The sequence below is a fragment of the Paenibacillus sp. FSL R5-0713 genome (assembly GCF_037973325.1).
GTDB lineage: Bacteria > Bacillota > Bacilli > Paenibacillales > Paenibacillaceae > Paenibacillus.
On sequence record NZ_CP150229.1, the window covers coordinates 1,032,672 to 1,057,375 of the forward strand.

Genomic DNA, 24,704 nt, shown 5'->3' on the forward strand with positions numbered 1-24,704 from the left:
CATGAAGGAGAACATCTATGCCCAAAATAAGAAGGACTGTGCAGCTCGCTTTGATTGCGTTGCTTCTTTCCAACACTGTACCTGTATCTGCACAACATGATAAGTCGGAGGCACAGATTATGTCTGTGTCTGACATATCCTCAGATGATAATAACAATAGCAAATTAAACGATGCTATGAATAGGGCCGTAACCATGGGGTTCATCAAAGGTGATCCGGATGGGGATGTTCGTGCAGCTGACCCAATCACCCGTCAGGAACTGGCAGTTGTTCTTGCTCAAGCTCTGGGTCTCACACTGGACAAGTCAGTCTCAGCATCTTTTACGGATGTGAAATCTACTAGTTGGTCAGCACCTTCGATTCAGGCGGTCAAGAAGGCGGGGATTTTACAAGGAGATGCAACAGGACGTTTCCGTCCACAGGCCCAGATTACTGGACAGGAACTGGTGACGGTTCTTGTAAGAGCCACGGCTTTGGCTAAACAAGAAGTTCAGGGAGATTCTCTCCCCTCAGATTGGAAAGAAGCGAGTACATGGGCTGCTCCATACATTCGAACTGCTGAGAAGGCTGAAATTCTAAGCGAATATCAGGGACCAAATAAAGTTAAACAAGGGCTTGTTCGGGGTGAAGCCATAGGCATGTTGTTGTCGGCCCTATTCCCGGAAAACCGCTTGTCTGTCATTCAGTCAATCGAAGGAAAGCAGATTCAGATCAACGGTGTTGTCTATCAGATTTCTGAACAAGTGGGAGGCCTTTTGAATAATCGCAATAAGGCTGTACTGGTTCAGGCTGGAATACGGTTTAAGAGTCAAAATCATACACTCACCGAGATCAAGGGGTTGGAAATTAGAACGGGGGGTCAGGATGCGGCCTCAGGAAAAGCTGAATTTAGCGGAAATCTGCTATTGGAGGGTGGAGACGCCGTAATTCATGGGGATCTAACGACGAAGGCAGACTTTGTTTCAGTGGAAGGACTTACAGTCGAGGGCAAGCTGACGATTGCCCCCGAGGTCAAACATGATTTTTATGCCAAAAATATCAGTGTGAAACAGTCTGTTTTCGTTTATGGCGGTGACAGTAATACGGTTGTATTTGACAATTCCACTCTCAATAATGTGGATGTAGATAAAAGCGATGTACATGTGGCACTAACAGGGGATACCCGTACTCAAGAAGTCAACATTAGATCAGACAGTATGCTTGATATCGGGAAAACAGCTAATCTCCCGTTATTAAATATTCTCGAAGGTACAAGCAAAGTAGAGCTACAAGGAGCCGTTGATACGGTTCAAGTGAATACATCCAAGTCCCTCCAACTCAACGGTAACATCACTTTACAGCAACTCAATGTCGATGGGACAGGCGCTGTCAATATTAATGCATCAGGCTCCATTCAACAACTTCAAGTGAATAACCCTTCCGCCCAGGTTAATGTGGCGGGCAATGTGAAAGTTTCGGAGATTTCTTTGGCTGCTGGAGTCTCGTCTTCAGCTGTAAGTGGAAATACAGGAACGTCATCTCCAAATCCGGTATCTTCTTCATTAGGGGGAGCAAGTGGGGGGAGTGGAGGCGGAACATCTCCTGTTGTTGCCAATCGTGCTCCTGAACTACTCAAATCATTCGAAAGTCGCAAGTTTACACGGAATGGACAAGGGGCAACGTTAAACCTAAACAACTATGTGACAGATCCGGATGGTGACTTGGTAACTTATACGGTCAGTTCATCCAAACCTGCCGTTGCAAAGGTTATCCTGAATGGATCGCAATTGGATGTTGTTCCCTTGGAGGATGGCACGGCTACCATAACAGTAACTTCCAATGACGGCCGTGGTAAAAGGCTGAGATCCACATTCGAAGTCTACGTGAATAGACCTCCTCTTGCATCACCAATTCCTGATCAGGAATTGATAGCTGAGTCAGGTAGCAAGGATGTAGATCTCATGGTCTATGTTATGGATGATGTGAAGTATGAATCGGAGTTGCTATACAGTGTAACAAACAGTGCCCCGGAAATCGTGCACACTGAAATCGTGAAATCGAACTATGCTGAATCTGTACTGAGGTTAACGCCTAAAAAGGCAGGTGAAGTTATTCTTAAAATTAAGGTAGATGATGGGCAAATAGCAGATGATGGCAGTACGGGAGTTACTGAGCTTGACATGAAAGTTGTTGTTCTGCCACCACTCAATCGTGCGCCCGTGGGGGAAGCCCCATCGAAAATAGAGGTATACCTGGGGGAAGACATCCCTGTAGTAAAGTTGAACGAGGGATATACTGATCCAGACGGTGATCCTTTGACGTATACAGCGACTTCATCCAATCCAGACGGGGTAACAGTAGAGGAAAATGAGGGTGAACTGAAGTTAACATCACTTCAAAATGGGACGTATACGATATCATACACAGTGAATGACGGTAACGGAGGAATCACTACAGATTTCTTTGAAATCGATATTCTACTCGTTCCAAATCATAATCCGGTAGGAAATTCACCAGGATGGGTTGAAGCATACCTGGGTTTCCTCACAGATCCTATCCCCTCGGTTGACTTGAATGATTATTATACAGATCCGGATGGTGACCCACTCACATTCAGTGCATACTCCTCTAATCCTCACTTAATTGTTAAGGAGGAAGCTGGTGTACTGAACTTTACCACTATAGAATTTGGAGAATACATCATTTATTATTCAGTTGAGGATGGAAAAGGTGGTCTCATTTCAACTGCATTTCAGATAAGGGTTAATCCTAAGCCTAATGCTTCTCCAGTGCTTACTCAGCATCTACCTGCTCAAACGGTGTTTGTAGGTAAGGAAGATGCGGTCATTAATCTCTCGGATTATTTTAATGATCCCGATGGAGATGCATTAGAGTTTAATACACCACTTGATTTCAATAATCTCCTGATCGCAGCGGTGGATATTCAAGAAAACAAGCTGATTATTCATCCAAGACGGGTTGGTAAATTTCAAGCTAACATCAAAGCAAAAGATATGTATGGAAAAGAAGCGTCAGCCTATATTGACATTGAAGTTCTTGAATCTGGGAATATCAGTTCAATTCCGGATCAAACGGTAACATGGCCTTGGTCTGTTCTGAATCTTGATCTGACATCGTACCTGCTGAATTTTGATTCAGCTACGTTAACAGTGGATGCTTCCTCAGCAGATCCCAATATTGCGACGGTCTCTACCAATAGCTCACAGATAACTGTTGCTCCAGTTGCTGCAGGAAATACGACAGTCACGTTAACGGTATATGACCAGAAAGGTCGTAGCGAACAAGCATCCTTTGGCGTGACTATACAAGGAGAGCCTACTGGCCCTAACTTGACCCCTGAGGTAGTGAGTAGCATTTACGAACAAGTATTGACACCTAATGTAACGAATGAGCGCACGTATGATCTGAGTCAATTGTTCAGTGACCCCGATGGAGATGCGATGCAATTCACGATAAGCAACAGCTCAAATGAAGCGGTGAATGCAAGCATTAATGGTAACCAGATTATACTAAAACCGGGAACAGGGAATGTCGTTGCCCCTTTAACGATAACAGCAAAGGATGGGAAAGGTGGACAGGTAGATTACACCTTCAACGTTCGCACTGCTTCTCTGGTTAACGGTGGGGTTATGCAGATCAATACGAAGTCCGGCGTCATAGATCCTCTGACCCTTACAGCTTCCAATTGGTTCCCTGGGCAGACGAGTTTTAAAGTATATAGCGGTACGCCGGATTCGACGTTTACAGGACCGGATACGATTAATTCTTCCCAGATCCCTTTGAGTGTATCTCCGTTATTATTCTGGATCATAGGGGATGACGGTAGGGCCGTGGTCGTTCAGGTAAACTCGAAAAATCAGGGCACCTCAGAGTTGTTCTTCTCTCAGTATGCAGACGCAGGGGACGGACGCAGTGTAGTTCAACTTTATTACACAGGTGACGGTGATCCGTCGCATAAAGCAACCGGATATCAGTTGGAAGTTCATCAATGGATGAAAAAGACATCCACAATGAAAGTGACAACAAGAAACATATCTGATGTTACTTCAGGGTTACCTTATTTAAACATCAATTATACTTTTTACGACTTTTTCGATATAACGTCAGCTTGGTACTATAATGATGAATTGGAATTGTATAATCCGAATGAGTATAATGTCGTTGCGTTCGTTCTGAGAAAAGATGGACGAATCGTAGATGTCCTAGGTGACCCAACTTCACATGATCAAATCATGCCTGCTGGCGGGACGTTTATTCGAAAACGGGGGATATATACAGGTTCACAACAGTTCTCATTAACCGGTGAATGGAATGAGTTTCCTAAAGGAACTCTACAGTACGTGGACAAACATACACCGTAGACTTGTATTTGCTACAATGACGTTCAGTTTAACAGAGGGTACGTCCTAATAACGAAATGAAAATCCTCCATGCTCTGAAAGAGAGTATGGAGGATTTTTTCATTTAACCGGATACGGATACATGCAGGATCTAAGAATTTCGTTCTTCTGCTCCTCTGTTCGTTCACGCGGTGCCAATTCTTCTGCATAGGAACGCTCCACCTTGGCGCGCATAAAACGCTCCGCATATTCGTTTGGACGAGAGTGGAGTTCTTTGGCGTACTCACCAAATGAGCTGACATCCCGTACCTTTTCCAACACACTGTTCAGTAGCGGACTGCCTGCATAGAGCAAGGAGGCCGTCTCTTCAGATTCAAACTTGAGGAACAGAATAGCTTTCTGTAGGGCGTTGATCTCACCTTGGGTGAGGTAAACAGCCTGCGTAGCATGCTCTCCTGATGCTTCTGTTTCTTCTGCTTCTTCTGATGCTCCTGGTGTTCCCGGTGAAAATGGTTCATGGTCCTGATTCATAGATCATCACTTCCTGATATGGAATGCAGTTCTCGCTTGGCGGAAGCGCCGAAATGCGGATGAGATTGAAGAGATTTTAGCGCAAGGACTGCGCCCGGAACATGTTTGTGAGCAGCAAGAATAGCAAAAGCTGCACCTTGAAGTAATATATAGGCATTCCCCGACAATACATCCTGGGCCAACGTAATCTCAGCTTCCGTAGCAGGTAACAAGGCTAGAGTCTGTAAAGCATAGATCTGTACATCCTCATCTTCTTCCGAGTCACGAACAAGCTGCACGGCCGCATGACGAATTTCATCCAAAAGTGAGGAAGACTCTGCCATGCCCAAAGCTCGCCATGCTTCGATACGGATGAGATCCTCTTCATGTGTATCCATACCGATAGATAGAACTTGATGTGTAAGTTGGCTATCGGTTAGATCGATCAGATCACGAAGTGCCTGGATTTTCTCTTCACCACTGATTTCGTTAAAATCAGGGTGTTCATTGTTGTTATGATTGAAATGATTCATATCAGACATCTGCATCATTCACCTCCTGAAGAATATGAAGATGGGGGCGGAAGAATGATTGGACGAGCTGCCAACGCCTCCTCTACAATCTGTTCTGGCGTCAGGTCTCGATCATCCCAGTAAATCAGGTTACTGATCTCAGCGTGAGGCACCTGTTGTTGTAGCTCCGTCAACATGTCATCCAACTCGGCTTCGCTTCCTTCGGCGTCCATTAGTTTGCGAACCAATTCTATCAGATGCGAACGATTGTCCATATGTATTTACACCTCCTGAATGATTAATATCGTGAAGCAACTAGTCTTTCATGGGCTCATTCAATGGATCATATATAATGATCACCGGTAAAAATTTGGGCTCAAGCATCAGACTAATACGTTGTTCATCTTGATCAGTATAAGAAATGATATAGTTCCCGAAATGAGACTCGTATATGAAGTCTTTGAATCGAAAGGAATGTTCTGGATACTTTATCTTCACATATAGCGCAGTAACTCCACGGGCTAAAGTTTCTTTTAACACAGGAATTTGGGCCAAAAGCATAATAGCGACCAGAAAAATTAGTATACGTTTAGCGAGACGGGTCAAATGGATTCACCCCATTATCGTAAATCAATATTTTAACAAATCATGAAGGCCCATCTCAAAATAGATTTCACTCCATACGTATAGCCAGATTACCAAACTGCTCGCCATTTTCCATACGTTCGAACGCTTTCGCTACGTCCTGCAACGGATATACGCTATCGATCACAGGATGTATATCATGTTGCTCAACCCAATGCAGCATCTGCACAAACTCCTCACGGCTGCCCATAGAGGTGCCGATCAGACTGATCTGCGGGAAGAAAATAGAGCGAATGGGTAGAGTCAGATCATCCCCCGAGCTTGCACCATACATCACGATACGTGCACCTGGTTTAATTATATCAAAATATTTTGGGAACATGGATTGTCCGATGCTATCCAAGATCATGTCCACAGGTTCCAAATCGTTCTGCAAATTCCAATCGGCATGACTATCCAGTGCATGGGTAGCTCCCAAGCGCAGTGCCTCATTTCTTTTGGCTTCACTTCTGGAGGTGACAGTCACCTTCGCGCCGGCAGCGACAGCCATGAGCAGGGCATAGGTCGCCACACCACCACCAATACCGGGAATGAGCACATGTTCACCTTGCTTTAATACGCCGCGAGTAAATAAGGCGCGATAGGCCGTCAGCGCTGAGAGGGATAATACGCCTGCTTCCTCCCAAGATAGGTGGACTGGTTTAGGCAGGGCATTTTCAGCAGGCAACGTTATATATTGAGCCAGTGTTCCATCCGTAGGACCACCAACAATATCGGGCACGATGGGTACGTTATTCGCATCTTCCCAACCGAGCGTAGGATGGATAATGACTTCATCCCCTATCGCGAGTCCACTTACTCCTTCGCCAATCCCAACAATAATACCTGCTCCATCGGAACCGGGAATGAGCGGGGTGTCCTGAGTACCGCGTCCTGCCATGATGAATAGATCCCGATGGTTGATACCAGCGGATTTTAATTGAATCTGCACTTCCCCGGCTTCGGGTACCCGAGATGTTGACTCTGTATATTGAAGACCTGCAAGGCCGCTCTGGCCTGAATGTACGATAGCTTTCATATTCAATATTCCTCCTGTCGATATAATCGGATTTCACTACTGAGCCTCATTGTACAGATGGTGCAGATTCACGTAAAATGAACAAAAATGATGGTCAGTATCATTGAAAATAATAGATAAGCAATTTGCATGAATCGATGATGTAGAATGCCGATATAAACGACGAGCAGGTGATCAGGGTATGGATGCAGGTGATTTAAAAATATTTCAGGCGGTTGCCCGCGAAGGTAGTATCAGTAAAGCTGCACTCGCACTCAATTATGTACAATCCAATGTGACCACACGAATCAAACAGTTGGAGACACAGCTACAAGTTCCGCTGTTTCATCGTTCCAATCGGGGGATGTCTCTTACACCAGCGGGCGAGAATCTGCTGGTGTATGCGGATCGAATTTTGCAATTATTATATGAAGCAGAGCAGGCGACACAAGTGGGAAATCCGCCTTCCGGCATGCTTCGTCTGGGTGCCATTGAGACAGCAGCTTCCACTTTCCTCACGCCGCTCCTGGCTGAATACAGCTCATGCTACCCGGAGGTACAACACTCGCTTGTCACGGGTGGGACCCATGAGCTGAATCAGAAGGTGATCCAACATGAATTGCATGGGGCGTTAATATATGGCCCAATCGATCATCCTGATCTGAACTATATGAAGATGTATGACGAGGAATTGGTGTTGATCGCTCAACCTGGAGTGCATGAGATACACGAGTTATTATCCAAGCCAATGTTGTTTTTTGAGATTGGATGCACACATCGCACTCAGGCGGAATCCTTTCTGCAAGATCAGGGTATCCCGTCACTAAGCGTTATGGAATATGGAACATTGGACACGATTCTGAATGGGGTATCTGCCGGGCTCGGTGTATCATTGATGCCACGATCTTCAGTTACCAAAGCAGAATTAAGAGGTGAGATCGCGGTGATGTCTTTGCCAGATCCCTATTGCCGGTTGGAAGTAGGATTTGTGTATTCCCGTGGTGAACATATATCAAGTGCGCTAAGCGCTCTGGTACAGATCATTACAGAACCAGAACTATAGCGGTTATTGAAAAAGTAAGCTTTTGAACACGCATTATTAAAGGAGTGAATGGCTTTGGAGGATACTACGTTAACATTGGCTGATGCATTTAATCAGGTAGAATTTATTGTGGGCGGTCATGGCAGTCGCCAAGTGAAGGTGCTTCAGAACGTACTGGACCAGATGGATGGGGAGACCTTCAGTGATCACTACGGCAATGGCCCGATCATTGAAGAATTTCAGCAACAGATGGCTGACATTCTCGGCAAGGAATCGGCGGTATTCTTCCCAAGCGGAACGATGGCGCAGCAGATTGCGTTACGAATCTGGTGTGACCGCATAGGAGTGAAGCGAGTAGCTTACCACCCCCTATGTCATTTGGAAATCCATGAAGAAGACGGATTGAAGGAATTACACCAGATTGAATCGATTTTGCTGGCGGACAAGGATCGGCTGATTCGTTTGCAAGATGTACAAGCGCTTGATCAGGACATTGCCTGCCTGCTCTTGGAACTGCCACAACGCGAGATTGGCGGGCAATTGCCAGCGTATGAAGAACTCGAAGCGATCTCGGCCTATTGCCGTGAACGCGGAATTAAGCTGCATCTGGACGGGGCACGCCTGTTTGAGATTACTCCCTATTACGAGAAAACGCCTGCGGAGATTTGCAGTCTGTTTGATACGGTGTATGTGTCCTTTTACAAAGGGATCGGGGGCATTGCGGGGGCCATATTGGCCGGGGACACGGATGTGATGCAAGAGTCGAAAGTATGGAAACGGCGGCACGGCGGTGATCTGATTGGCCTGTATCCGTATATTCTGAGTTCCCAGTATTATTTCAATGAACGGATTGGCAAAATGGAGCTTTATTATGAGCAGGCTAAAGAACTGGCATCTCTATTGAATGCGTGTCACGGGATACATACCTTGCCTGAGGTCCCGGTATCCAATATGTTCCATGTGCACTTTGCGCTCGCTGCTGACGAAGTTGAACCAATTCTTGTGCAAATGGCTCAGCGGTATGGCATAGGAATGACTTCATATCTGAACAAAACAAGTGCGAACAGCTGTGCTTTTGAATTGTCCACGGGGGATCGTTATGAGAAACTTCCCCAAGATAAGCTGCGTGCAGCACTGGAATGGCTGGATCAAGAATTGCGTACACAGGTGAGATAACAAGAGGATTCTAGTGTAAAGGAGGAGTTCAAGTGAAGTCGATGGAATTGGAACCGATTCGTGATCTTTTGGTGAAAGCTTACGATACGCCAATTCGAGAGATTGCAGCAGACTTTAATGACTTAATGACGCAGCTGACGGAGTCCGCGATCTGGGTACAGGAACAGATGAATTAACAGGGAGACGGAAGGAAGCGCAACAGACCTATGGATATTCGTAAGTTAAGATATTTTATAACCGTGGCGGAGGAGCTTCATTTTCACCGTGCAGCGGAAAAATTAAACATGACGCAGCCACCTTTGAGCCAGCAGATTCAAAATCTGGAGGAAGAGCTTGGCGTAAAGTTATTGGAGCGCACGAGAAAAATGGTTCGTTTGACACCAGCGGGTGCCATCTTTCTGGAACAGGCCAGACTCATCATGGCCCAACTTGATCGATCCATTCAGCTTACACAAAAGGCTGATCAAGGTATCATTGGACATATATCCGTGGCCTTCGTGGACTCCGCTTCGGGCGGGATCATGGTGGAGGTGCTTAGAAAATTTCGCACTGCATATCCGCAGATTGAATTGACATTACATGAGATGACTTCATCCCAACAATTACAGGCATTGGAAGACGGACAGATCCATATTGGATTTTTGCGGTATCAGGAAGATACCCGGCATGTTTCCTTCCGCCCCTGTCAGGAGGAAACGTTGCTCGCCGTGTTACCTGATCATCACTCCATGGCAGCCCAGTCTCAAGTTTCGATTCGGGAACTGGCGGATGAAGATTTTATTTTATTCCCACGGCATCTTGGCTCCCCATTTCATCGAATGGTTCTGGACTATTGTAGAGCACATGGTGTAAATCCACGAATTACGCAGGAAGCGATCCAGATGTATACGATTGTAAATCTAGTTGCAGCGGGCATGGGGATTTCCATTGTTCCCTCCTCGGTGGATGTGTTCCAGCGAAAGGGTGTGGTCTTTCTTCCCTTACAAGAAAATCCGCCCTCCGTACCGTTGTATACGGCATGGCGGACGGATATGAATCAGGAAGTGGTATCCCGTTTTATGGACATTGTTGAGCGAGAATATGAGTTGCACTAAAGGTTATTTACACTTACACTGCGATGACAGAACAACCTTCCAATCGCTGTTATCCCCAGATTTTTTGATCCCTTTTCTCAAGGGGAGACTGGTGCTAAAGGCGAAGTGTATGCTTCCGAAGTAGCTTTCTTGCAGAAAGCTTTTAGCTCCGCTTTTTCAGGTTTTTTTTGTCCTCTCCGTTTTCGTGTAAATGATTAGTTCAACTTAGTATGTTGTGAGTAGTGAAAAAAGAAACTATCCCGTCTTGGCTGGATCACGCTCAATCCAAGGATTCAGTATTTCATCAATACGAGTCATGATCGCAGAGTCCAGTTTCACACCGGAGGCTTTTACATTTTCCAATACCTGCTCCGGCCTAGATGCGCCAATAATAACGGAACTGACATACGAGTGCTGAAGAACCCACGCCACAGCGAGTTGAGGAAGAGTTAGACCAATCTCTTTAGCGAGCGGAACAAGCTGTTGCACAGCGGTAAGAACATCTTCGCGTAGCCACTGACCAGCCAGTTTATTGAAAAAGGGTGCACCTGCCTCCCCAGCTGCACGTGATCCGGCGGGCAACGCTTCGTTAGGCACATATTTGCCTGATAGTATACCCTGAGCCAGAGGAGACCATGTAATCTGTCCAAGTCCTGCCTGATCGCTTGCAGGTACCACTTTTTGCTCAATCACACGCCATAACATTGAATATTGGGGCTGACTTGCAATGAAGGGTACATGAAGTTCCCGCGCCAAAGCGGCTCCTCTTGCAATCTGATCCGCGTTCCATTCACTCACCCCGATGTAGTGAACCTTGCCCTGACGCACCAGGTCGGAGAATGCCAGAAACGTCTCTTCCAGCGGCGTGCTGTAATCATAACGGTGAGCATAATAGACATCGATATAATCAGTCTGTAGCCGCCGTAATGAACCATTGCATGCTTCCATGATGTGTTTACGTGAAAGTCCGCGGTCATTATGACCTGTGCCGGTTGGGTGACAGACTTTGGTGCATAGTTCAATACTTTCTCTTCGTATATCCTTAAGAGCCTGTCCCAAGACGGTTTCTGCCTTCGTATTCGAGTACACGTCTGCCGTATCAAATGTGGTAATGCCTGCATCCAAAGCGGCGCTTACACAAGCTTCTGCTATTCCATCATGTACTTGCGCTCCATGCGTAATCCAATTGCCCAGTGAAATCTCACTGACGGTTAATCCACTGTTTCCTAACTTGCGATACTCCATCCATGCCGCCTCCCTATATGATCTGGACTCCATTGTAGCAATGGCAGATTAATAGGTGAAATATCTTTTACCCCCATCTTTGATATGAAAAAGATATCAGTGCACCTACATGTTCTCCTGTATGTATTTACGATAGAGGGCAGGCGTAATTTCCTCGAACTTTTTGAATATTTTGATAAAATATCCCGAATCATTGAATCCCAGCTCATCACTGATCTGTGAGACAGGCATGTCGGTGACCTCCAGCAATTGCTTGGCCCACTTAATCTTGAGTTTTGCCAGGTAGGTTGTGAAGTTCTCACCCGTTTCCTTGGCAAACAATCTGCTGAAATAACTCGGACTCAGGTGGCACAGATCAGCCATTTGTTTGAGCGAAACCTGTTCGCTTTTGTGACTATGAATGTATTCAAAAGCAGGCTGAAGCACCGGACTGGAGCTTTCCGCATCACTTGGGCTGTTCTTGAGATAGGCATCCGCAATCGCATTGGTCATCTCTTTTTTGATCGACTCGATATTACGAATGGAGTAACCCGGCAGAATGGTGGAGAGGTTCAGAGACTCCTGATTGCCTGAAGCTTTCTCGAACATTTCAACTAATAAATTTTTGTTGAGCGCTTCCTCCACAATGTAGTTGCAGAGCAGGGATAACATGTTGGAGATTTTCACAATCTCTTCATAGGTCATCACAGGCAGCTGGGCGTAATCATCCTTTAGTTCCTCCAGCTTCGCTGCATGCATGGGGACGTTTTTGGACGTGACAATTTGCTCCAAGTCGCTACCTTTCTCGGGATCGGCGAGTTTCACTTGTCCTGCCATGACGGCGCCGATATATTTGCCATCGATTGTAATCGGAATCGCGATATCTATAATATTGAAATGGCATAAATACACATAAGGCTCATTCAACCGAACGGCTTCCAGACCGCCGCGTGAATCACATTTTTGGCAGTAGGGGAGCAGCTCGGGGTCTTTGCGTACGTTCTGGCAGAAGGCCTGACAACTGCTATGACTGGTTACAGGAATGCCTTTATAATCAACGGTGAGGATCGCCAGTTTGGTTACTGTTGCAAGAGAATCTTGTAGACGCTTCCATTTATTAAGGTCCAAAATTTTATTGATATGCAGATATTCTTTGATCATTGGTGCAACCTCCATATCTAACCTAATTCATGATTTAGGCCGTTAAAAGTTAGCAAGTTGTACATATTAAGATGTAATGATGACGGGTAATGTATGATGGGAGGTCAAAATTCAACCATCTCATGACAATAACATACCATGATTGCACCAAAAAGCAAAAAATTACGATTGTAAGTTATAATAATTTGTTATCAAAGTCCACTGTAAACCTGCTGGCTATGCGTTATATTAAGGTCAATTGCAAGAGATTAAAATTTAATGTATTCACTACACCATTCCATATCCTTAGGAGGCTATATTAATATGAGAAAAGCGTTTATCAGCCCAACCAAATATGTACAAGGCGAAGACGAATTGTTGAACCTGGGGTACTTTGTGAAATCCTTTGGAGAATCTGCCTTGCTAATCGCACATCCGGATGATGTACAGCGTGTCAAAGCAAAGCTTGATGCAACAGCTGAGAAATTCAATATTACGTTTGTTGAAAGCGGTTTTAAAGGGGAATGTTCCCGTGAGGAAGTTGCGCGTCTGCAAGCAATCGCGAAGGAAAAAGGATGTGACTCTACGATCGGTCTTGGTGGCGGTAAAGCCATTGATGCAGCCAAATGTGTAGCTGAAGGCGAAGCATTGATCATCTGCCCAACGATCGCGGCAACAGACGCACCGACAAGTCACTCGGCTGTATTGTACACACCGGAAGGTTCGTTCGATGACTATGCTTACTTTAAACAAAGCCCAAGTGTCGTTCTCGTCGATACAACGGTTATCGCCAACGCACCAACACGTTTCCTCGTATCGGGTATGGGAGATGCGCTCTCTACATACTTCGAAGCAAGAGCAACAGCGAAATCCTATTCCCGTGTAAACGCAAGTTTGCCAATGGGTTCTCGTGAAGGATATACATCATCCGCAGTAGGTACCAATGCGGCACTTGCCCTGGCAAAACTGTGTTATGAAATGCTGCTGACGGATGGTGCAAAAGCGAAAGTGGCCAGTGACAGTAACGTCGTGACCCAAGCGCTGGAAAACATTGTTGAGACCAACATACTGTTGTCTGGCCTTGGATTCGAAAGTGGGGGTCTGGCTGCGGCACATGCGATCCACAACGGTTTGACTGTTTTGGAGGGAACACATCACTTCTTCCACGGGGAAAAAGTATCTTTCGGTACGATTGCACAACTCGTTCTTGAAAATGCACCAACCGAAGAGCTGCATGAAGTCATGGACTTCTGTCTCGAAGTAGGACTGCCGATCAGCTTGGCGGATATCGGTGTAGATACAATTAGTCAGGAAGAGCTGTTGAAAGTGGCAGAGATCGCTTGTATTCCGGAAGAATCCATTCACGCGATGCCATTCCCAATCACCGTTCCTGAAGTGGCTGCTGCCATTGCTGCGGCTGACCGAATGGGTCGTGAGTACAAAGCAGCACGCCGGGAGGCAAAATAATGAAAAAAATCATTAACCAAGCTGAACATGTTGTTATGGAAATGTGTAACGGGATTGCGCTTGCACACCCGGAGCTTGAATTTCTGAAAAAATATAAAGTCATCAAACGCAGAGAGATTCAGGCTGATAAAGTCAGCCTGATCAGTGGTGGCGGCAGCGGACATGAACCGGCTCACGCAGGTTATGTGGGTAAAGGGATGCTGGATGCAGCGGTATGTGGAGATGTATTCGCATCTCCTTCTCAAATCCAGGTGTATCAAGCGATTAAGGCAACAGCTAGCAACAAGGGTACACTCCTGATCATCAAGAACTATAGCGGTGACATGATGAACTTCAAGAATGCAGCGCATCTGGCTGAAGAAGATGGCATTGACGTACAGTATGTTCGTGTTGAGGATGATATCGCTGTGCAAGACAGCTTGTACACGGTAGGACGCCGCGGTGTTGCGGGAACTGTACTGGTTCACAAGATTGCCGGAGCAGCAGCCGAAGAAGGCCGCAGCCTGGCAGATGTGAAATCCGTTGCTGAGAAAGCAGCTCAGAATGTTCGCAGTATTGGTTTTGGATTCACATCCTGTACCGTGCCAGCCAAAGGTACGCCTACCTTCGAAATTGCTGAAGACGAGATGGAATTCGGCGTAGGGATTCATGGTGAGCCAGGAATTCGTCGTGAGAAAATCGTATCTGCGGATGAATTGGCAGGACGTATGGTTGAAGCGTTGCTCGCAGACATGAAGCTGGATAAGGATGCATCCGCTGAGATTGCGGTACTCGTGAATGGTTTTGGTGCAACGCCACTGCAAGAACTGTACCTGCTCAACAATTCCGTTCAACGTGAGCTTGCAGGACATGCAGGTCTAAAGGTTGCGACTACGTTTGTAGGCAACTACATGACAAGTATCGATATGGCAGGGGCATCGGTTACGATTCTGAAACTGGATGATGAACTGAAAACGCTGTTGTTCAAGGAAAGTGATACTCCTGCGTTTAAAGTATCCGGTCCTCCAGTGGCACAAGTGGCGTATTCCGAAGCGTTGGAAGCGGTTGTTGGTGAAGACGCTCCCGTATCTTATGAAGTGGAGACGGATGCATCTGCTGCGGTAATCGAAGGCAATCAATTTTCATTGGACAATGTCGTCTATCTGATCGATAAAATGGGTGAGATCATCATCAAGAACGAGGTACCGTTCTGTGAACTGGATTCCCATGCCGGTGATGGCGACTTCGGTATGAGTGTGGCCAAAGGCTTCCGCCAGTTGAAACGCGAATGGAATCACATTGTTAACGAACATAAACAAGACATCGGATCGTTCCTGGATGCATGTTCCTTGGTCATCATGGAATATTGTGGCGGCGCATCCGGCCCAATCTGGGGTTCGGCATTCCGTGCGGCTGGCAAAGCTGTAGGGGATAAACAGCAATTAAATGTTGCTGAATTTGCTGAGATGATGCATGCAGCCGTGCAAGGGATTCAGTCTACTGGAGAGCGTTCCTTCGGACGAGGTGCCGTTGTAGGCGACAAAACCTTGATCGATGCACTCGTTCCATGTGCCGATTCCTGGACACAAAGTGCGGAGTCTGGTGATGACTTCAAAACTGCATTTGCCAAAGGTGCAGCAGCAGCCGTTGAAGGTGCGAAGAAAACAGAAGATATCGTGGCACGTATGGGCCGCGCAGGTACTGTCGGCGATCGCAGTCTGGGGTACCCAGATGCTGGCGCGTATGCGCTGGGTGTTATTTTCACAGAGCTGTCCGAGTCGATGAAGTAAAGCTGTCGGCAAACTCGTAACTGTAAAATTATAGAGTGTTTCTACGAAGAGGATGTCCATAAGTCATGAATATGACGGGGGACATCCTCTTTGCTGTGTTTTTTTGTGGTAATGAATCTGTGTTGGGTTCGTTAGCAATTGGAGCGAGGGTGAATTCCTTTTGAGACAGCTCCTCCGTTGTAAAGAGTACATAGTCAACCTAAATGAGCTTATTGAAACTTCTATAATAAACTCTATCTGGAAATTACAGGTGATAATTCATATACTTATAGGAGTATGGAGTCTGCACAAGCGATCAGATTTCTCACATCCGTATCTGACGGAAGAAGCTTAGAATGCTTATAAGGGGCGTTTGGATTTGGTCTATAGTTTTTGATAAAAAATGATACGGAGGTAGAAGTTATGAGCGATATAAAACTGCCAATGATAAGACCTTCTGTACATGGTTACCTATGTAATGCCTATCCACTCTCAATTGTAATGCAGCATAAACAATCGGAGGCTTGGTTTTACAGTAATTATATTCAATTGATTTGTGCTGGAAACTTTCCAGAAGGGAAATTCTTTTCGTTTTATACATCTAACTTGCCTTGGTATGATTTCTTTATGAGTTGTCCTCTCATTAACTATCAAAAGATCAACCAACGCTTTTTGGAAAAATATATGGGGGGCATCATCAGCTTTATTTGTGATTCTATTGATCAAAATCAATATATTCATTTGTATGTGGATGAAAGTTATATTGCCCATAAAAAGGCGTATAAAAAATATGCTTTGCCGCATGAAATGTTAATTTTCGGTTATAACAAAGAGACTTTAAAATTTTATGTATCAGGCTATAATTCAGATGTTATATTCGGAGAATATGAGGTAGGCTTTGAAGAGCTTCTAGTCGCTTTTAACAATTGTGATAAAACAAAAAATAGAGAATATGTATGTTTATTATCTTATAACCCAGAGCATAATTATCATTTTGATCTAAAATTGATTATTAGATCTTTGAAGGAGCTAAGGTTTAGTCTCAATTCATCTTATCATTATCGTTCTATGAGCACTCCTTCTAATTGGATCTTTGGATTATCCATCTATGATCATATTGTTCAATATTTAAGTGATCAAGTTAGTACATCAAGGGAAAAGATTGATATACGAATCTTTCATACCATGTGGGAGCATAAGCGTGTGATGTTGGATAGATTAGATTATTTGAAAGAACATCATTATTTGGACGATGCTGACGAGCTTATAAAAATATATTCTGAAATCGAATCGGATTCAAAAATTTTAAGAAATTTGGCTATAATATATAACAAAAATGAGAACGCCACCAGTATAACTTCTATCATTGAAAAACTGAAAAAAATCAAGACTATAGAAGAGGATGCGTTAAGCGACTTAATTTCAAAGTTGGAAAGTGTGGAGATCGATGAAAAGCTCCTGAGTCATTATTATCTATAATGTATACAGAGGTGCAGTATGAGGTATAGGGATCTGTGATGCGTGTAAAGTATAGCCATAAACCTTTAAAAAAGTTGTCTGATTTAATGTTTAATGTAGACAATACACAGCTAGCGATTTATTAGCTACAACTAAAGGGGGAGTCAGAGAAAGCGGACTTAGCTCCCCTTCGTATCAACTAATGAGCCTCCAATTTCCTTCCGAATGTCCTGTTCTCTACACGCTTGAATACCCCATACATAACCATGTTTAATAAACCGAGTACAGCCCGCTTCCAATCCTAAGACTACACTTTCCTAGACAATGGCTAGGACAACGCTCAGCATGCTGAATAGGCTTATGAGCTGTATCTCACTGTTACTCTAGTGTTATTGGCTTGATAATGTTAAATAGTGTAAGCTTGAGAGCAGATATAAGGGTTCTAATGATGCGTAATGCGATATGTCAAACGGGCAACAAAAGTGGTATCTATATGAATGAGAAGGGATCTGGATGATTCAATGACTCAAAAAATCTATTATGACTCTGCTTATACAAGAGAGTGGCATACAACAATTACTGGCAAAGTAGACAAGGAAGATGGAGTATATGTCACGCTGGCGGAGACTGCTTTTTACCCGCATGGGGGTGGACAACCTTGTGATGTGGGACAAATTGGCGGCATTGCTGTACTGGATGTAAACATCGAAGACGGAGAGGTATGGCATAAGCTGGAACGTGCTCCTGAACAGAGCGAGGTACAGTGCGAGCTGGATTGGGCGCGAAGATTCGATCATATGCAGCAGCATACGGGGCAGCATTTGTTATCGGCAATGACGTTGAAAGTGGCTGAAGCGATGACGCTCAGTTTCCATCTCGGTACGGAGTATGACACGATTGATGTGGCTGCTGAGTTGGGAGCGGATCAATTGACCATCATTGAACAAGAGGTGAATCGTCAGATCTATCGTAATGCTCGCATCAACACGTCCTGGGTTACGGCAGAAGAGGCTGCACAATTGCCGCTGGTGAAGCAACCTACGGTAACGGAAGACATTCGTATCGTCGAGATCGAAGGTGTGGAGTATAACGCCTGCGGTGGAACCCATGTGTCGGCGACAGGTGAGATCGGCATCATCAAACTGTTAAAGACCGAAAAAGTGAAGGGCGGTACCCGTATTTATTTCAAATGTGGAACAAGGGCGCTGAATGAATTCACATCCACACAACATGTGCTCAATAGCATTATGGTTAAATTAAAGACCAGCAAGGACGAATTATTGGAGCGCATTGAGAAAATGGAACTGGAGCAAAAACAGCTGCAAACTGAGCTGAATGCAGTGAAAACAACCAATGATGCCTACTATGCGGAGCAACTTCTGGCTGCTCGCGAAGGGCTGGTGATTGCTCAGGTCTTTGAAGACAAATCGCTCAAGGATATGCAGAGCCTGGCTACCAAATTGACGACAGACCATGAAGGCCTCGTACTCTTTGCCAGTATCTCCGAGGCGAAAGTTGTTCTGGCACAGAACGGACAGCCGCCTGAATGGGCTTGCGGACCTTTCTTCAAAGGCAATCTTGGTGCCTACCAGGGCAAAGGTGGCGGCAGTGAGAAAATGGCTCAGGCCGGCTTTGCCAGCAGTGAAGACGCGCTTGCCTTTTACGAATTCACCAAGGACCAGTTGGGACATCACTGATCTGTATTTTGCAGATACGAAACAGGCAGTATTGAAATATGAGTGGGACAAGCACGTCACATTGTGGCGTGTTTTCCATGGATATCGAAGGGACATGGGTTACTGGTTACATGAGTTGAACGATTGGCAATCGTTGAAGGAGGTTGGAAGATGACAGAACGAATTCCGTGTATACGGGAGGCATGTGCAAACACCATTTTGCCAACAACGGCTGCCAGAACAGGTGGGTTTTGCATGCCTTGCAAGCAGGAGATGGAGCGCGAGGAGCGCCAGAGATACATTGAAGCGAATCGACGTGACGTGAACGTGTATGCAGGTATCACAGACCCGGTCGAAGTATTGAAAATCATGCATGAACCTCAGGTTCGCGACCCATTAATTCGTTATGTGCCCTATGAAAAATCCAAGGAAGAGGTATATCTATCCTTGTCTGCAGAGCAACAAGATCAGATGAAGGATTATGCGATGCAACGGATTCGTACAGGTGATGAAGATACCGGCAAAGACATTCTGATATATCTCGTTTGTTACCATGATATATCGTTGACCGCCGAAATTCCTGAGCTGCTGGAGCAGGAGATCTATTATCCTGCGATTTTGTATAAGAGTGCTCCGGTAGCAGTGCGAGATCGACTCTTGCAGCAGGTGAATACCGATGATGAGAATCGGAACCACATATTGCTCATGCAGGCCCATATCGGGGATGATGTTGTCGTGCAGCAGTTCCGGCAATGGAGACAATCTCCGCCATCCTGGGCGAGCGAATTGTACGTGGCACCTGAGCATTACACCACTGAAGCAGGATGGGAGCTTACGAATGACGGGCAGCGCAGAGAATTATTCACCTCCCCAAGTTATTCACTCTATAAAGTAACAGAAAATGAAGCAACTAACGTGGCAATATCCGGAGATTCGCTATTGATGCTGACCCCGAGCGCTCAAGGTTGTCCATGGTGTGGTAGTGCATTAACGTCCTTAATTAATCTGGATGTGAAGCATCCGGCACTGCGGGATGTGTCTTGGCATGCCGAGCGACTTCAGATCCAGACTTGCGTGATATGCAGTAGTTATGGCGTGGTTTACATGGAACTGGACGCAGCCGGGGAACCGTTATGGAGCTCACATAATGTCATGCCTATGGGAATGGATGAGATTGACCTGGAAGACTATGGTGAACTTGCACCGGATGTCGGCCGGCAGTTTAGGATTGCGAATGCATCGCGTCATGCATTCCATGCCAGCGAGTGGGGGATGGAGCCCTCGCTATCTCAGATCGGGGGCCATCCGGGTTGGGTTCAGGATGCGGAGTATCCACCATGTCCATGCTGTTCCGCGAGAATGAAGGCTGTCGCACAACTGGATTGGGGCGAGGTTGAGGAATATGGTGAGGGCATGTATTACATGTTCATATGTGAGCCGTGCCAGATGACCGCCGTATCGTACCAGCAATCTTGAAGGTGGAAGCTATGATTATAAGCCATTAACACATCTATAGTACTACAGGACCGATTCGGTTGTAAGAGAGTGGACAGTTGCAATCATACTATGACTATATAAGGCATCCCGTAAGTTCTTGAACTTCATGGATGCCTTTTTGCTTGCTCTGCGCAGGATACAAGGGGGCTATCTGCTCCAATTAGCCTTTTTTATGTTAGTTATTTAGTCAGCAGTGAGAGAATGGGCGGTTTTTCTGCGTGCTTGGGCAGCTTTGTCGTACGCACACAATGTAACGAACCCAGCACATCTTATTAGGCGATTTTGCAGCACTGTAGAATTCTAACGAATCGTAGCGATGTTATTGCTTCTTATGCCAGGTGTTTTCGAAGCAAATCAGAGGTTTTATCTGTAATAAGACTGCTGAGATTCGTTAGAATTTCATATGGCTGTATAACAGCGATATAAGGTGTGTCCGATTCGTTAGCGCTTGGCCCGAACCCGAACCCGAACCCGAACCCGAACCCGAACCTAAACTCACCTCATACACACCGCCCGCGCAATTACTACTCATACACACTAGCTCCACACTAGCCGCCAGCATAATAACACCTAAGTTACTTCTACTGCGAGCGTATGCTCCTGTTCAATACATCCGTCTACAATTCCGCAGATGCCTGCTTTAACAAACCAGCCAACCACTCATAATCCGGCGTATCTTTTTCCTTGAGCTTGATCGTTTTGCGTTCTTCCGGGCCTTCAAATATGCCATCGGGTAGATCAAGTCCGGTTGCATGAAAGATCGTGAAGGATACGGCTTGTTTGGATGGAGAGATGACCGCAGCGTAACTTCCGTTTTTCAAAAAATGAGGTTTCTTGTATTGCACGCGTTCCTGCACGTCTGGGATGGTATCATGCACCATTTGTCGCAATTGTTCAGCGACCTGTACTTGCCAGGGGATCTGAATCTGTTCAATAAACGCAGTAACTTCTCCATTCTTGTTCATGCTTGTTCATCCTCCGTATGGATCTGATTGTGTGTTTCCCATTCTGATCTCAGGATTCCCATCATTAAGCGGTCGTAACGTTTGCCATCACGATATACTGCTGAACGTGCCCGACCTTCCAATTGAAAACCAACCTTCTCATAGGAACGAATCGCTTTGGCATTGTAGGCGATGACATCGAGACCAACCCGGTCCAGATTCATCTCGTGGAATGCATATCGTAAAATAAGATTCAACGCTTCCGTGCCATATCCCTTGTTGCGATGTTCCGCAAGTCCGATGCCAATGGCAAGCTGTCCGCAGCGGTTGTTCCATTCAATACTATGAATGACGACAAAACCTATCAGCGTATCCTCTTCATGCGTGCGAAGTCTGAAGTACACTTCCTTGTTCTTAGTCTCTCCCTCATCTTCCAACTGTTTCTCTGAGTAGGGAATGGCAAGATCAGTATCCACATTCCGTAGATATTCCGGGTCTTCGTTCCATTGCAGCATGGTCTGCACATCTTCAGCACGTGGGGGTGTCATTTTCAATCGTGTGCTATAAAACAGGTTATCCGTTGTTAGTGTCATAGGGTTCTCCTTTTGCATCTGATAGCCTCATCATAATGGAAATAATAGGTGAATCACAATAGAACATTTTATTGCATATAAGTGGCCTCTTGTCATGAAACCTAACACGGTAGTAAGATGAATTAATCGAAATGCATTCAGTGATAGAACCAATAAAAATGTCAGCAGGAGTGATATGTTTTGGAGATCAAAGTGGATGATTTGAGTGGAGTACAAGTGAAGGCATTAATCGCAGAGCATTTGCAAGGGATGGCAGCGGATTCGCCTCCGGAAAGTATTCATGCGCTGAATCTGGATGGACTCAAGAAGCCTGAAATTACATTCTGGTGTGCATGGGAAGCGGATGAACTAATGGGCTGCGGGGCCATCAAAGAACTTGATCCAGAACATGCAGAATTGAAGTCGATGCGTACGGCTTCGGCCCACTTGAGAAAAGGCGTAGCGAGAAAAATTTTGGCTCACATTATGGAGGTTGCCACAGAACGTGGCTATAAACGAATTAGTCTGGAGACGGGTTCAATGGATTCATTTATCCCGGCAAGGAAGCTGTATGAAGATTTCGGATTCGAATATTGCGAACCATTCGCGGACTATATTTTGGACCCGAACAGCGCATTTATGACGAAAACAATCTAAATGGATTCGCATGAGAAACCAGCATTCTGTTTGCTGGTTTTTATTTATTTTGCAACATATCGTACATTTTTAAAGTTGGAAAAAGAGTAGAATACACGCAATGATGTAACATGGACCATGCTATGAAAAGGGTGGAGGGAGCTGTGGATGATATATTGGTGGCTAGATCAGATGAATCCGCTGTTTGCCGTCTTGGTGTTATGTCCTATAATTGCTGTGGTGCTTACCTAGATTGTATACAGATTGCTTTGTGCCATTGTGGGGTATAAAACATAGGTTATGTCCAAATATGCTTGGGATGAATTGGCCATAAGGAACTTCTGGGCTGATTGCTGGACAATAGGGTATACTGGACATTATGTCTATGAAACAAGACAGTATTACAGACGTTTTTTACATCAGGAGGATTTGAATTGGCTCAGACAGAAGGAACACTACAGAAGAAGCTTAAACCAAGACACATCAGTTTTATGGCTATGGGCGGTGTGATTGGTACAGGGATTTTCAAAGGCAGCGCAGAGACGATCGGACTCGCAGGTCCGGGCGTTATTATCACGTACATTTTTGCCGGATTATTGTTGCTGGTGGTTATGGCCGCGATGGCGGAGATGGCTACGGTGTATAAAAACAAGAATATGAAAGACTTCGTGCAGGAAGCATTCGGTAGCAGAGTTTCCTTTGTTATGGGATGGATGTATTGCTTCCTATGGTTATCGGTATGTGTTATTGAGGTGATAGCCGCCGGGAGCTTTTTGCAGTATTGGTTTACAGAAGTACCGTTGTGGATGCTGAGTCTGGCGTGTGCGGCGTTCATTATACTGGTTAATCTGCTAAGTGTGGGTGTGTTCGGGGAATTTGAGTTCTGGCTGGCCGGGATCAAAATTGCCATGATCATCATTTTTATCTTCCTGGGTGCAGGGTTGATCTTTGGCATTATTCCAAGTGATAACACCCCTTATCTGCAAAATTATACACAAGCAGGCGGGTTCTTCCCCAACGGTTGGTCATCGATCTTCTCGGCATTGCTTGTGGTCATGTTCTCTTATGGGGGATCGGAGCTGATTGGTCTGACTCTGACGGAGACGGAAAATGCAGAAAAAGTGATGCCCAAAATCGTGGGCAATTTCATGCTTCGAATTATTCTGTTCTTCACCTTGCCGATTCTCATCATCTGTGGTCTCATCCCATGGAATGAGATTGGGCCGGAAAGCAGTCCGTTTGTACAGGTACTCGCCTCAACGGGACTACCAGGAGCAGCACACATTATGAACTTTATTTTGGTGACGGCAGTTCTGTCCGCTGCAAATTCAGGGATCTACGGTGCATCCCGGATGATGCATTCCATGGCAGTGGGTGGTGAAGCTCCGAAGGCATTATCACAGACAAATCGTAACGGCAGCCCGGTTAATACCTTGCTGGTGTGCGCGGTTGTATTGCTTGGAGGTTCCATGCTTGGCCTGTTCGCGCAGGATCAACTGTTCCGTGTATTGCTCGCAGTTCCGGGCTTCGTGGTCATCCTTGTGTGGATCTGTATTGCCTCATCACAGTTAAAACTGCGGAAGAGATATCCGGTTCAACCGACCTTCAAAGTTTGGGGTTTCCCTTACATCACCGGAGTGGTGGTACTATGTCTCAGTGTGATTGCTGTGATGTTTGTGTTCGATGAAGGTAATCGGTTCAGCATTAGCATCTGTCTTGCCGTGCTTGCGTTGCTGATCATCTGGTCCCTGATTAGATTCAGGAGGACGAATGGACGAACAGTTTAGTATGAACGGGTAGTCATCATTAATGAGAAAACTTTATAAGTAAAATAGGGGCTGCTTTTAGCAGTCCCTATTTTATACACTTTGAGCGAATATATTTTGTTCTATAACCAGAACCGCTTGCTAGAATGGACATTAATACATTCCTACTACTTATTAGACATATATCTAATCTTTGGGTAGCTTTTCCCAAGGGGTGGAGTACTTTGCGGCGATTTCACCAAAGCGTACTAGATTATGCTTCGTCCTTTTTGTTTAAGTGC

General features: G+C 45.4%; 21 protein-coding genes. 12 read left to right on the forward strand and 9 right to left on the reverse strand.

All coding sequences use genetic code 11. The features are described 5' to 3' along the window. The first annotated feature begins 17 nt into the window (after window positions 1-17). Entirely contained in the window at window positions 18-4,361 is a 4,344-nt protein-coding gene (locus tag MKZ12_RS04605; RefSeq protein WP_339258978.1) for an S-layer homology domain-containing protein, read from the forward strand. A gap of 99 nt (window positions 4,362-4,460) precedes the next feature. On the opposite strand, the gene MKZ12_RS04610 is transcribed toward MKZ12_RS04605, so the two are convergent. The 4 genes from MKZ12_RS04610 to MKZ12_RS04625 form a co-directional block, all read right to left on the reverse strand. Beyond that, window positions 4,461-4,871 (reverse strand): hypothetical protein, encoded by a 411-nt coding sequence (locus MKZ12_RS04610; RefSeq protein ID WP_339239783.1) that lies wholly within the window; start codon window positions 4,869-4,871, stop codon window positions 4,461-4,463. Next, window positions 4,868-5,392: a HEAT repeat domain-containing protein gene (locus MKZ12_RS04615; protein WP_339258980.1), complete on the reverse strand. Its 525-nt coding sequence runs from the start codon at window positions 5,390-5,392 to the stop codon at window positions 4,868-4,870. Before MKZ12_RS04615 ends, MKZ12_RS04610 begins: the two co-directional genes overlap by 4 nt. Window positions 5,393-5,397: 5 nt before the next feature. Next, a complete protein-coding gene (locus MKZ12_RS04620) occupies window positions 5,398-5,637 on the reverse strand; it encodes a bacteriocin immunity protein (protein ID WP_339258982.1) in 240 nt (79 codons plus the stop codon). 398 nt (window positions 5,638-6,035) lie between these two features. Then, a complete protein-coding gene (locus MKZ12_RS04625; RefSeq protein ID WP_339258984.1) occupies window positions 6,036-7,025 on the reverse strand; it encodes a zinc-binding dehydrogenase in 990 nt (329 codons plus the stop codon). Window positions 7,026-7,206: 181 nt separating this feature from the next. Between MKZ12_RS04625 and MKZ12_RS04630 the strand changes: the two genes are divergently transcribed. The 4 genes from MKZ12_RS04630 to MKZ12_RS04645 are packed head-to-tail and all read left to right on the forward strand — an operon-like array spanning window position 7,207 to window position 10,316. Further along, window positions 7,207-8,067: a LysR family transcriptional regulator gene (locus tag MKZ12_RS04630; protein ID WP_339258986.1), complete on the forward strand. Its 861-nt coding sequence runs from the start codon at window positions 7,207-7,209 to the stop codon at window positions 8,065-8,067. Window positions 8,068-8,115: 48 nt separating this feature from the next. Further along, window positions 8,116-9,222 (forward strand): beta-eliminating lyase-related protein, encoded by a 1,107-nt coding sequence (locus MKZ12_RS04635; protein ID WP_339258988.1) that lies wholly within the window; start codon window positions 8,116-8,118, stop codon window positions 9,220-9,222. A 32-nt stretch (window positions 9,223-9,254) separates the two neighbouring features. Next, complete coding sequence (locus MKZ12_RS04640) at window positions 9,255-9,398, forward strand: hypothetical protein (RefSeq protein ID WP_339258989.1); 144 nt, start codon at window positions 9,255-9,257, stop codon at window positions 9,396-9,398. A 30-nt stretch (window positions 9,399-9,428) separates the two neighbouring features. Then, a complete protein-coding gene (locus tag MKZ12_RS04645; protein WP_339258991.1) occupies window positions 9,429-10,316 on the forward strand; it encodes a LysR family transcriptional regulator in 888 nt (295 codons plus the stop codon). Between the two features lie 234 nt (window positions 10,317-10,550). On the opposite strand, the gene MKZ12_RS04650 is transcribed toward MKZ12_RS04645, so the two are convergent. Together MKZ12_RS04650 and MKZ12_RS04655 are read right to left on the reverse strand one after the other, a co-directional pair. Further along, window positions 10,551-11,540: an aldo/keto reductase family protein gene (locus MKZ12_RS04650; RefSeq protein ID WP_339258993.1), complete on the reverse strand. Its 990-nt coding sequence runs from the start codon at window positions 11,538-11,540 to the stop codon at window positions 10,551-10,553. A gap of 105 nt (window positions 11,541-11,645) precedes the next feature. Beyond that, entirely contained in the window at window positions 11,646-12,680 is a 1,035-nt protein-coding gene (locus MKZ12_RS04655) for a PocR ligand-binding domain-containing protein (RefSeq protein WP_339258995.1), read from the reverse strand. A 303-nt stretch (window positions 12,681-12,983) separates the two neighbouring features. Here MKZ12_RS04655 and MKZ12_RS04660 point away from each other — a divergent pair, with 303 nt between their 5' ends. From MKZ12_RS04660 to MKZ12_RS04680, 5 genes are all read left to right on the forward strand, one after another. Beyond that, a complete protein-coding gene (locus MKZ12_RS04660) occupies window positions 12,984-14,126 on the forward strand; it encodes a glycerol dehydrogenase (protein WP_339258997.1) in 1,143 nt (380 codons plus the stop codon). Further along, on the forward strand, window positions 14,126-15,895 hold the full coding sequence (dhaK, locus tag MKZ12_RS04665) for a dihydroxyacetone kinase subunit DhaK (protein WP_339258999.1): 1,770 nt from the start codon (window positions 14,126-14,128) through the stop codon (window positions 15,893-15,895). Before MKZ12_RS04660 ends, dhaK begins: the two co-directional genes overlap by 1 nt. A gap of 402 nt (window positions 15,896-16,297) precedes the next feature. Further along, window positions 16,298-17,353 carry a hypothetical protein gene (locus MKZ12_RS04670; RefSeq protein ID WP_339259001.1) on the forward strand — a complete coding sequence of 352 codons (1,056 nt, stop codon included), beginning with the start codon at window positions 16,298-16,300 and terminating at the stop codon, window positions 17,351-17,353. 500 nt (window positions 17,354-17,853) lie between these two features. Continuing rightward, on the forward strand, window positions 17,854-19,029 hold the full coding sequence (locus tag MKZ12_RS04675; RefSeq protein ID WP_339239805.1) for an alanyl-tRNA editing protein: 1,176 nt from the start codon (window positions 17,854-17,856) through the stop codon (window positions 19,027-19,029). Between the two features lie 150 nt (window positions 19,030-19,179). Then, the gene (locus MKZ12_RS04680) at window positions 19,180-20,484 is read left to right on the forward strand and encodes a DUF1963 domain-containing protein (RefSeq protein WP_339259002.1); all 1,305 of its coding nucleotides are present in this window, start codon (window positions 19,180-19,182) and stop codon (window positions 20,482-20,484) included. A gap of 412 nt (window positions 20,485-20,896) precedes the next feature. On the opposite strand, the gene MKZ12_RS04685 is transcribed toward MKZ12_RS04680, so the two are convergent. The 3 genes from MKZ12_RS04685 to MKZ12_RS04695 form a co-directional block, all read right to left on the reverse strand. Beyond that, window positions 20,897-21,037 carry a hypothetical protein gene (locus tag MKZ12_RS04685; RefSeq protein WP_339259004.1) on the reverse strand — a complete coding sequence of 47 codons (141 nt, stop codon included), beginning with the start codon at window positions 21,035-21,037 and terminating at the stop codon, window positions 20,897-20,899. An 85-nt stretch (window positions 21,038-21,122) separates the two neighbouring features. Beyond that, complete coding sequence (locus MKZ12_RS04690; RefSeq protein WP_339259006.1) at window positions 21,123-21,470, reverse strand: DUF1801 domain-containing protein; 348 nt, start codon at window positions 21,468-21,470, stop codon at window positions 21,123-21,125. Next, on the reverse strand, window positions 21,467-22,042 hold the full coding sequence (locus tag MKZ12_RS04695; protein WP_339259008.1) for a GNAT family protein: 576 nt from the start codon (window positions 22,040-22,042) through the stop codon (window positions 21,467-21,469). The genes MKZ12_RS04690 and MKZ12_RS04695 overlap by 4 nt, the downstream gene beginning before the upstream one ends. Before the next feature lie 180 nt (window positions 22,043-22,222). On the opposite strand from MKZ12_RS04695, the gene MKZ12_RS04700 reads away from it, so the two are divergent. Both MKZ12_RS04700 and MKZ12_RS04705 read left to right on the forward strand, forming a co-directional pair. Beyond that, window positions 22,223-22,678, forward strand: a complete 456-nt coding sequence (locus MKZ12_RS04700; RefSeq protein WP_339259009.1) for a GNAT family N-acetyltransferase — start codon at window positions 22,223-22,225, stop codon at window positions 22,676-22,678. Window positions 22,679-23,091: 413 nt separating this feature from the next. Next, on the forward strand, window positions 23,092-24,444 hold the full coding sequence (locus tag MKZ12_RS04705) for an amino acid permease (protein WP_339259010.1): 1,353 nt from the start codon (window positions 23,092-23,094) through the stop codon (window positions 24,442-24,444). The last annotated feature ends 260 nt before the right edge of the window (window positions 24,445-24,704 follow it).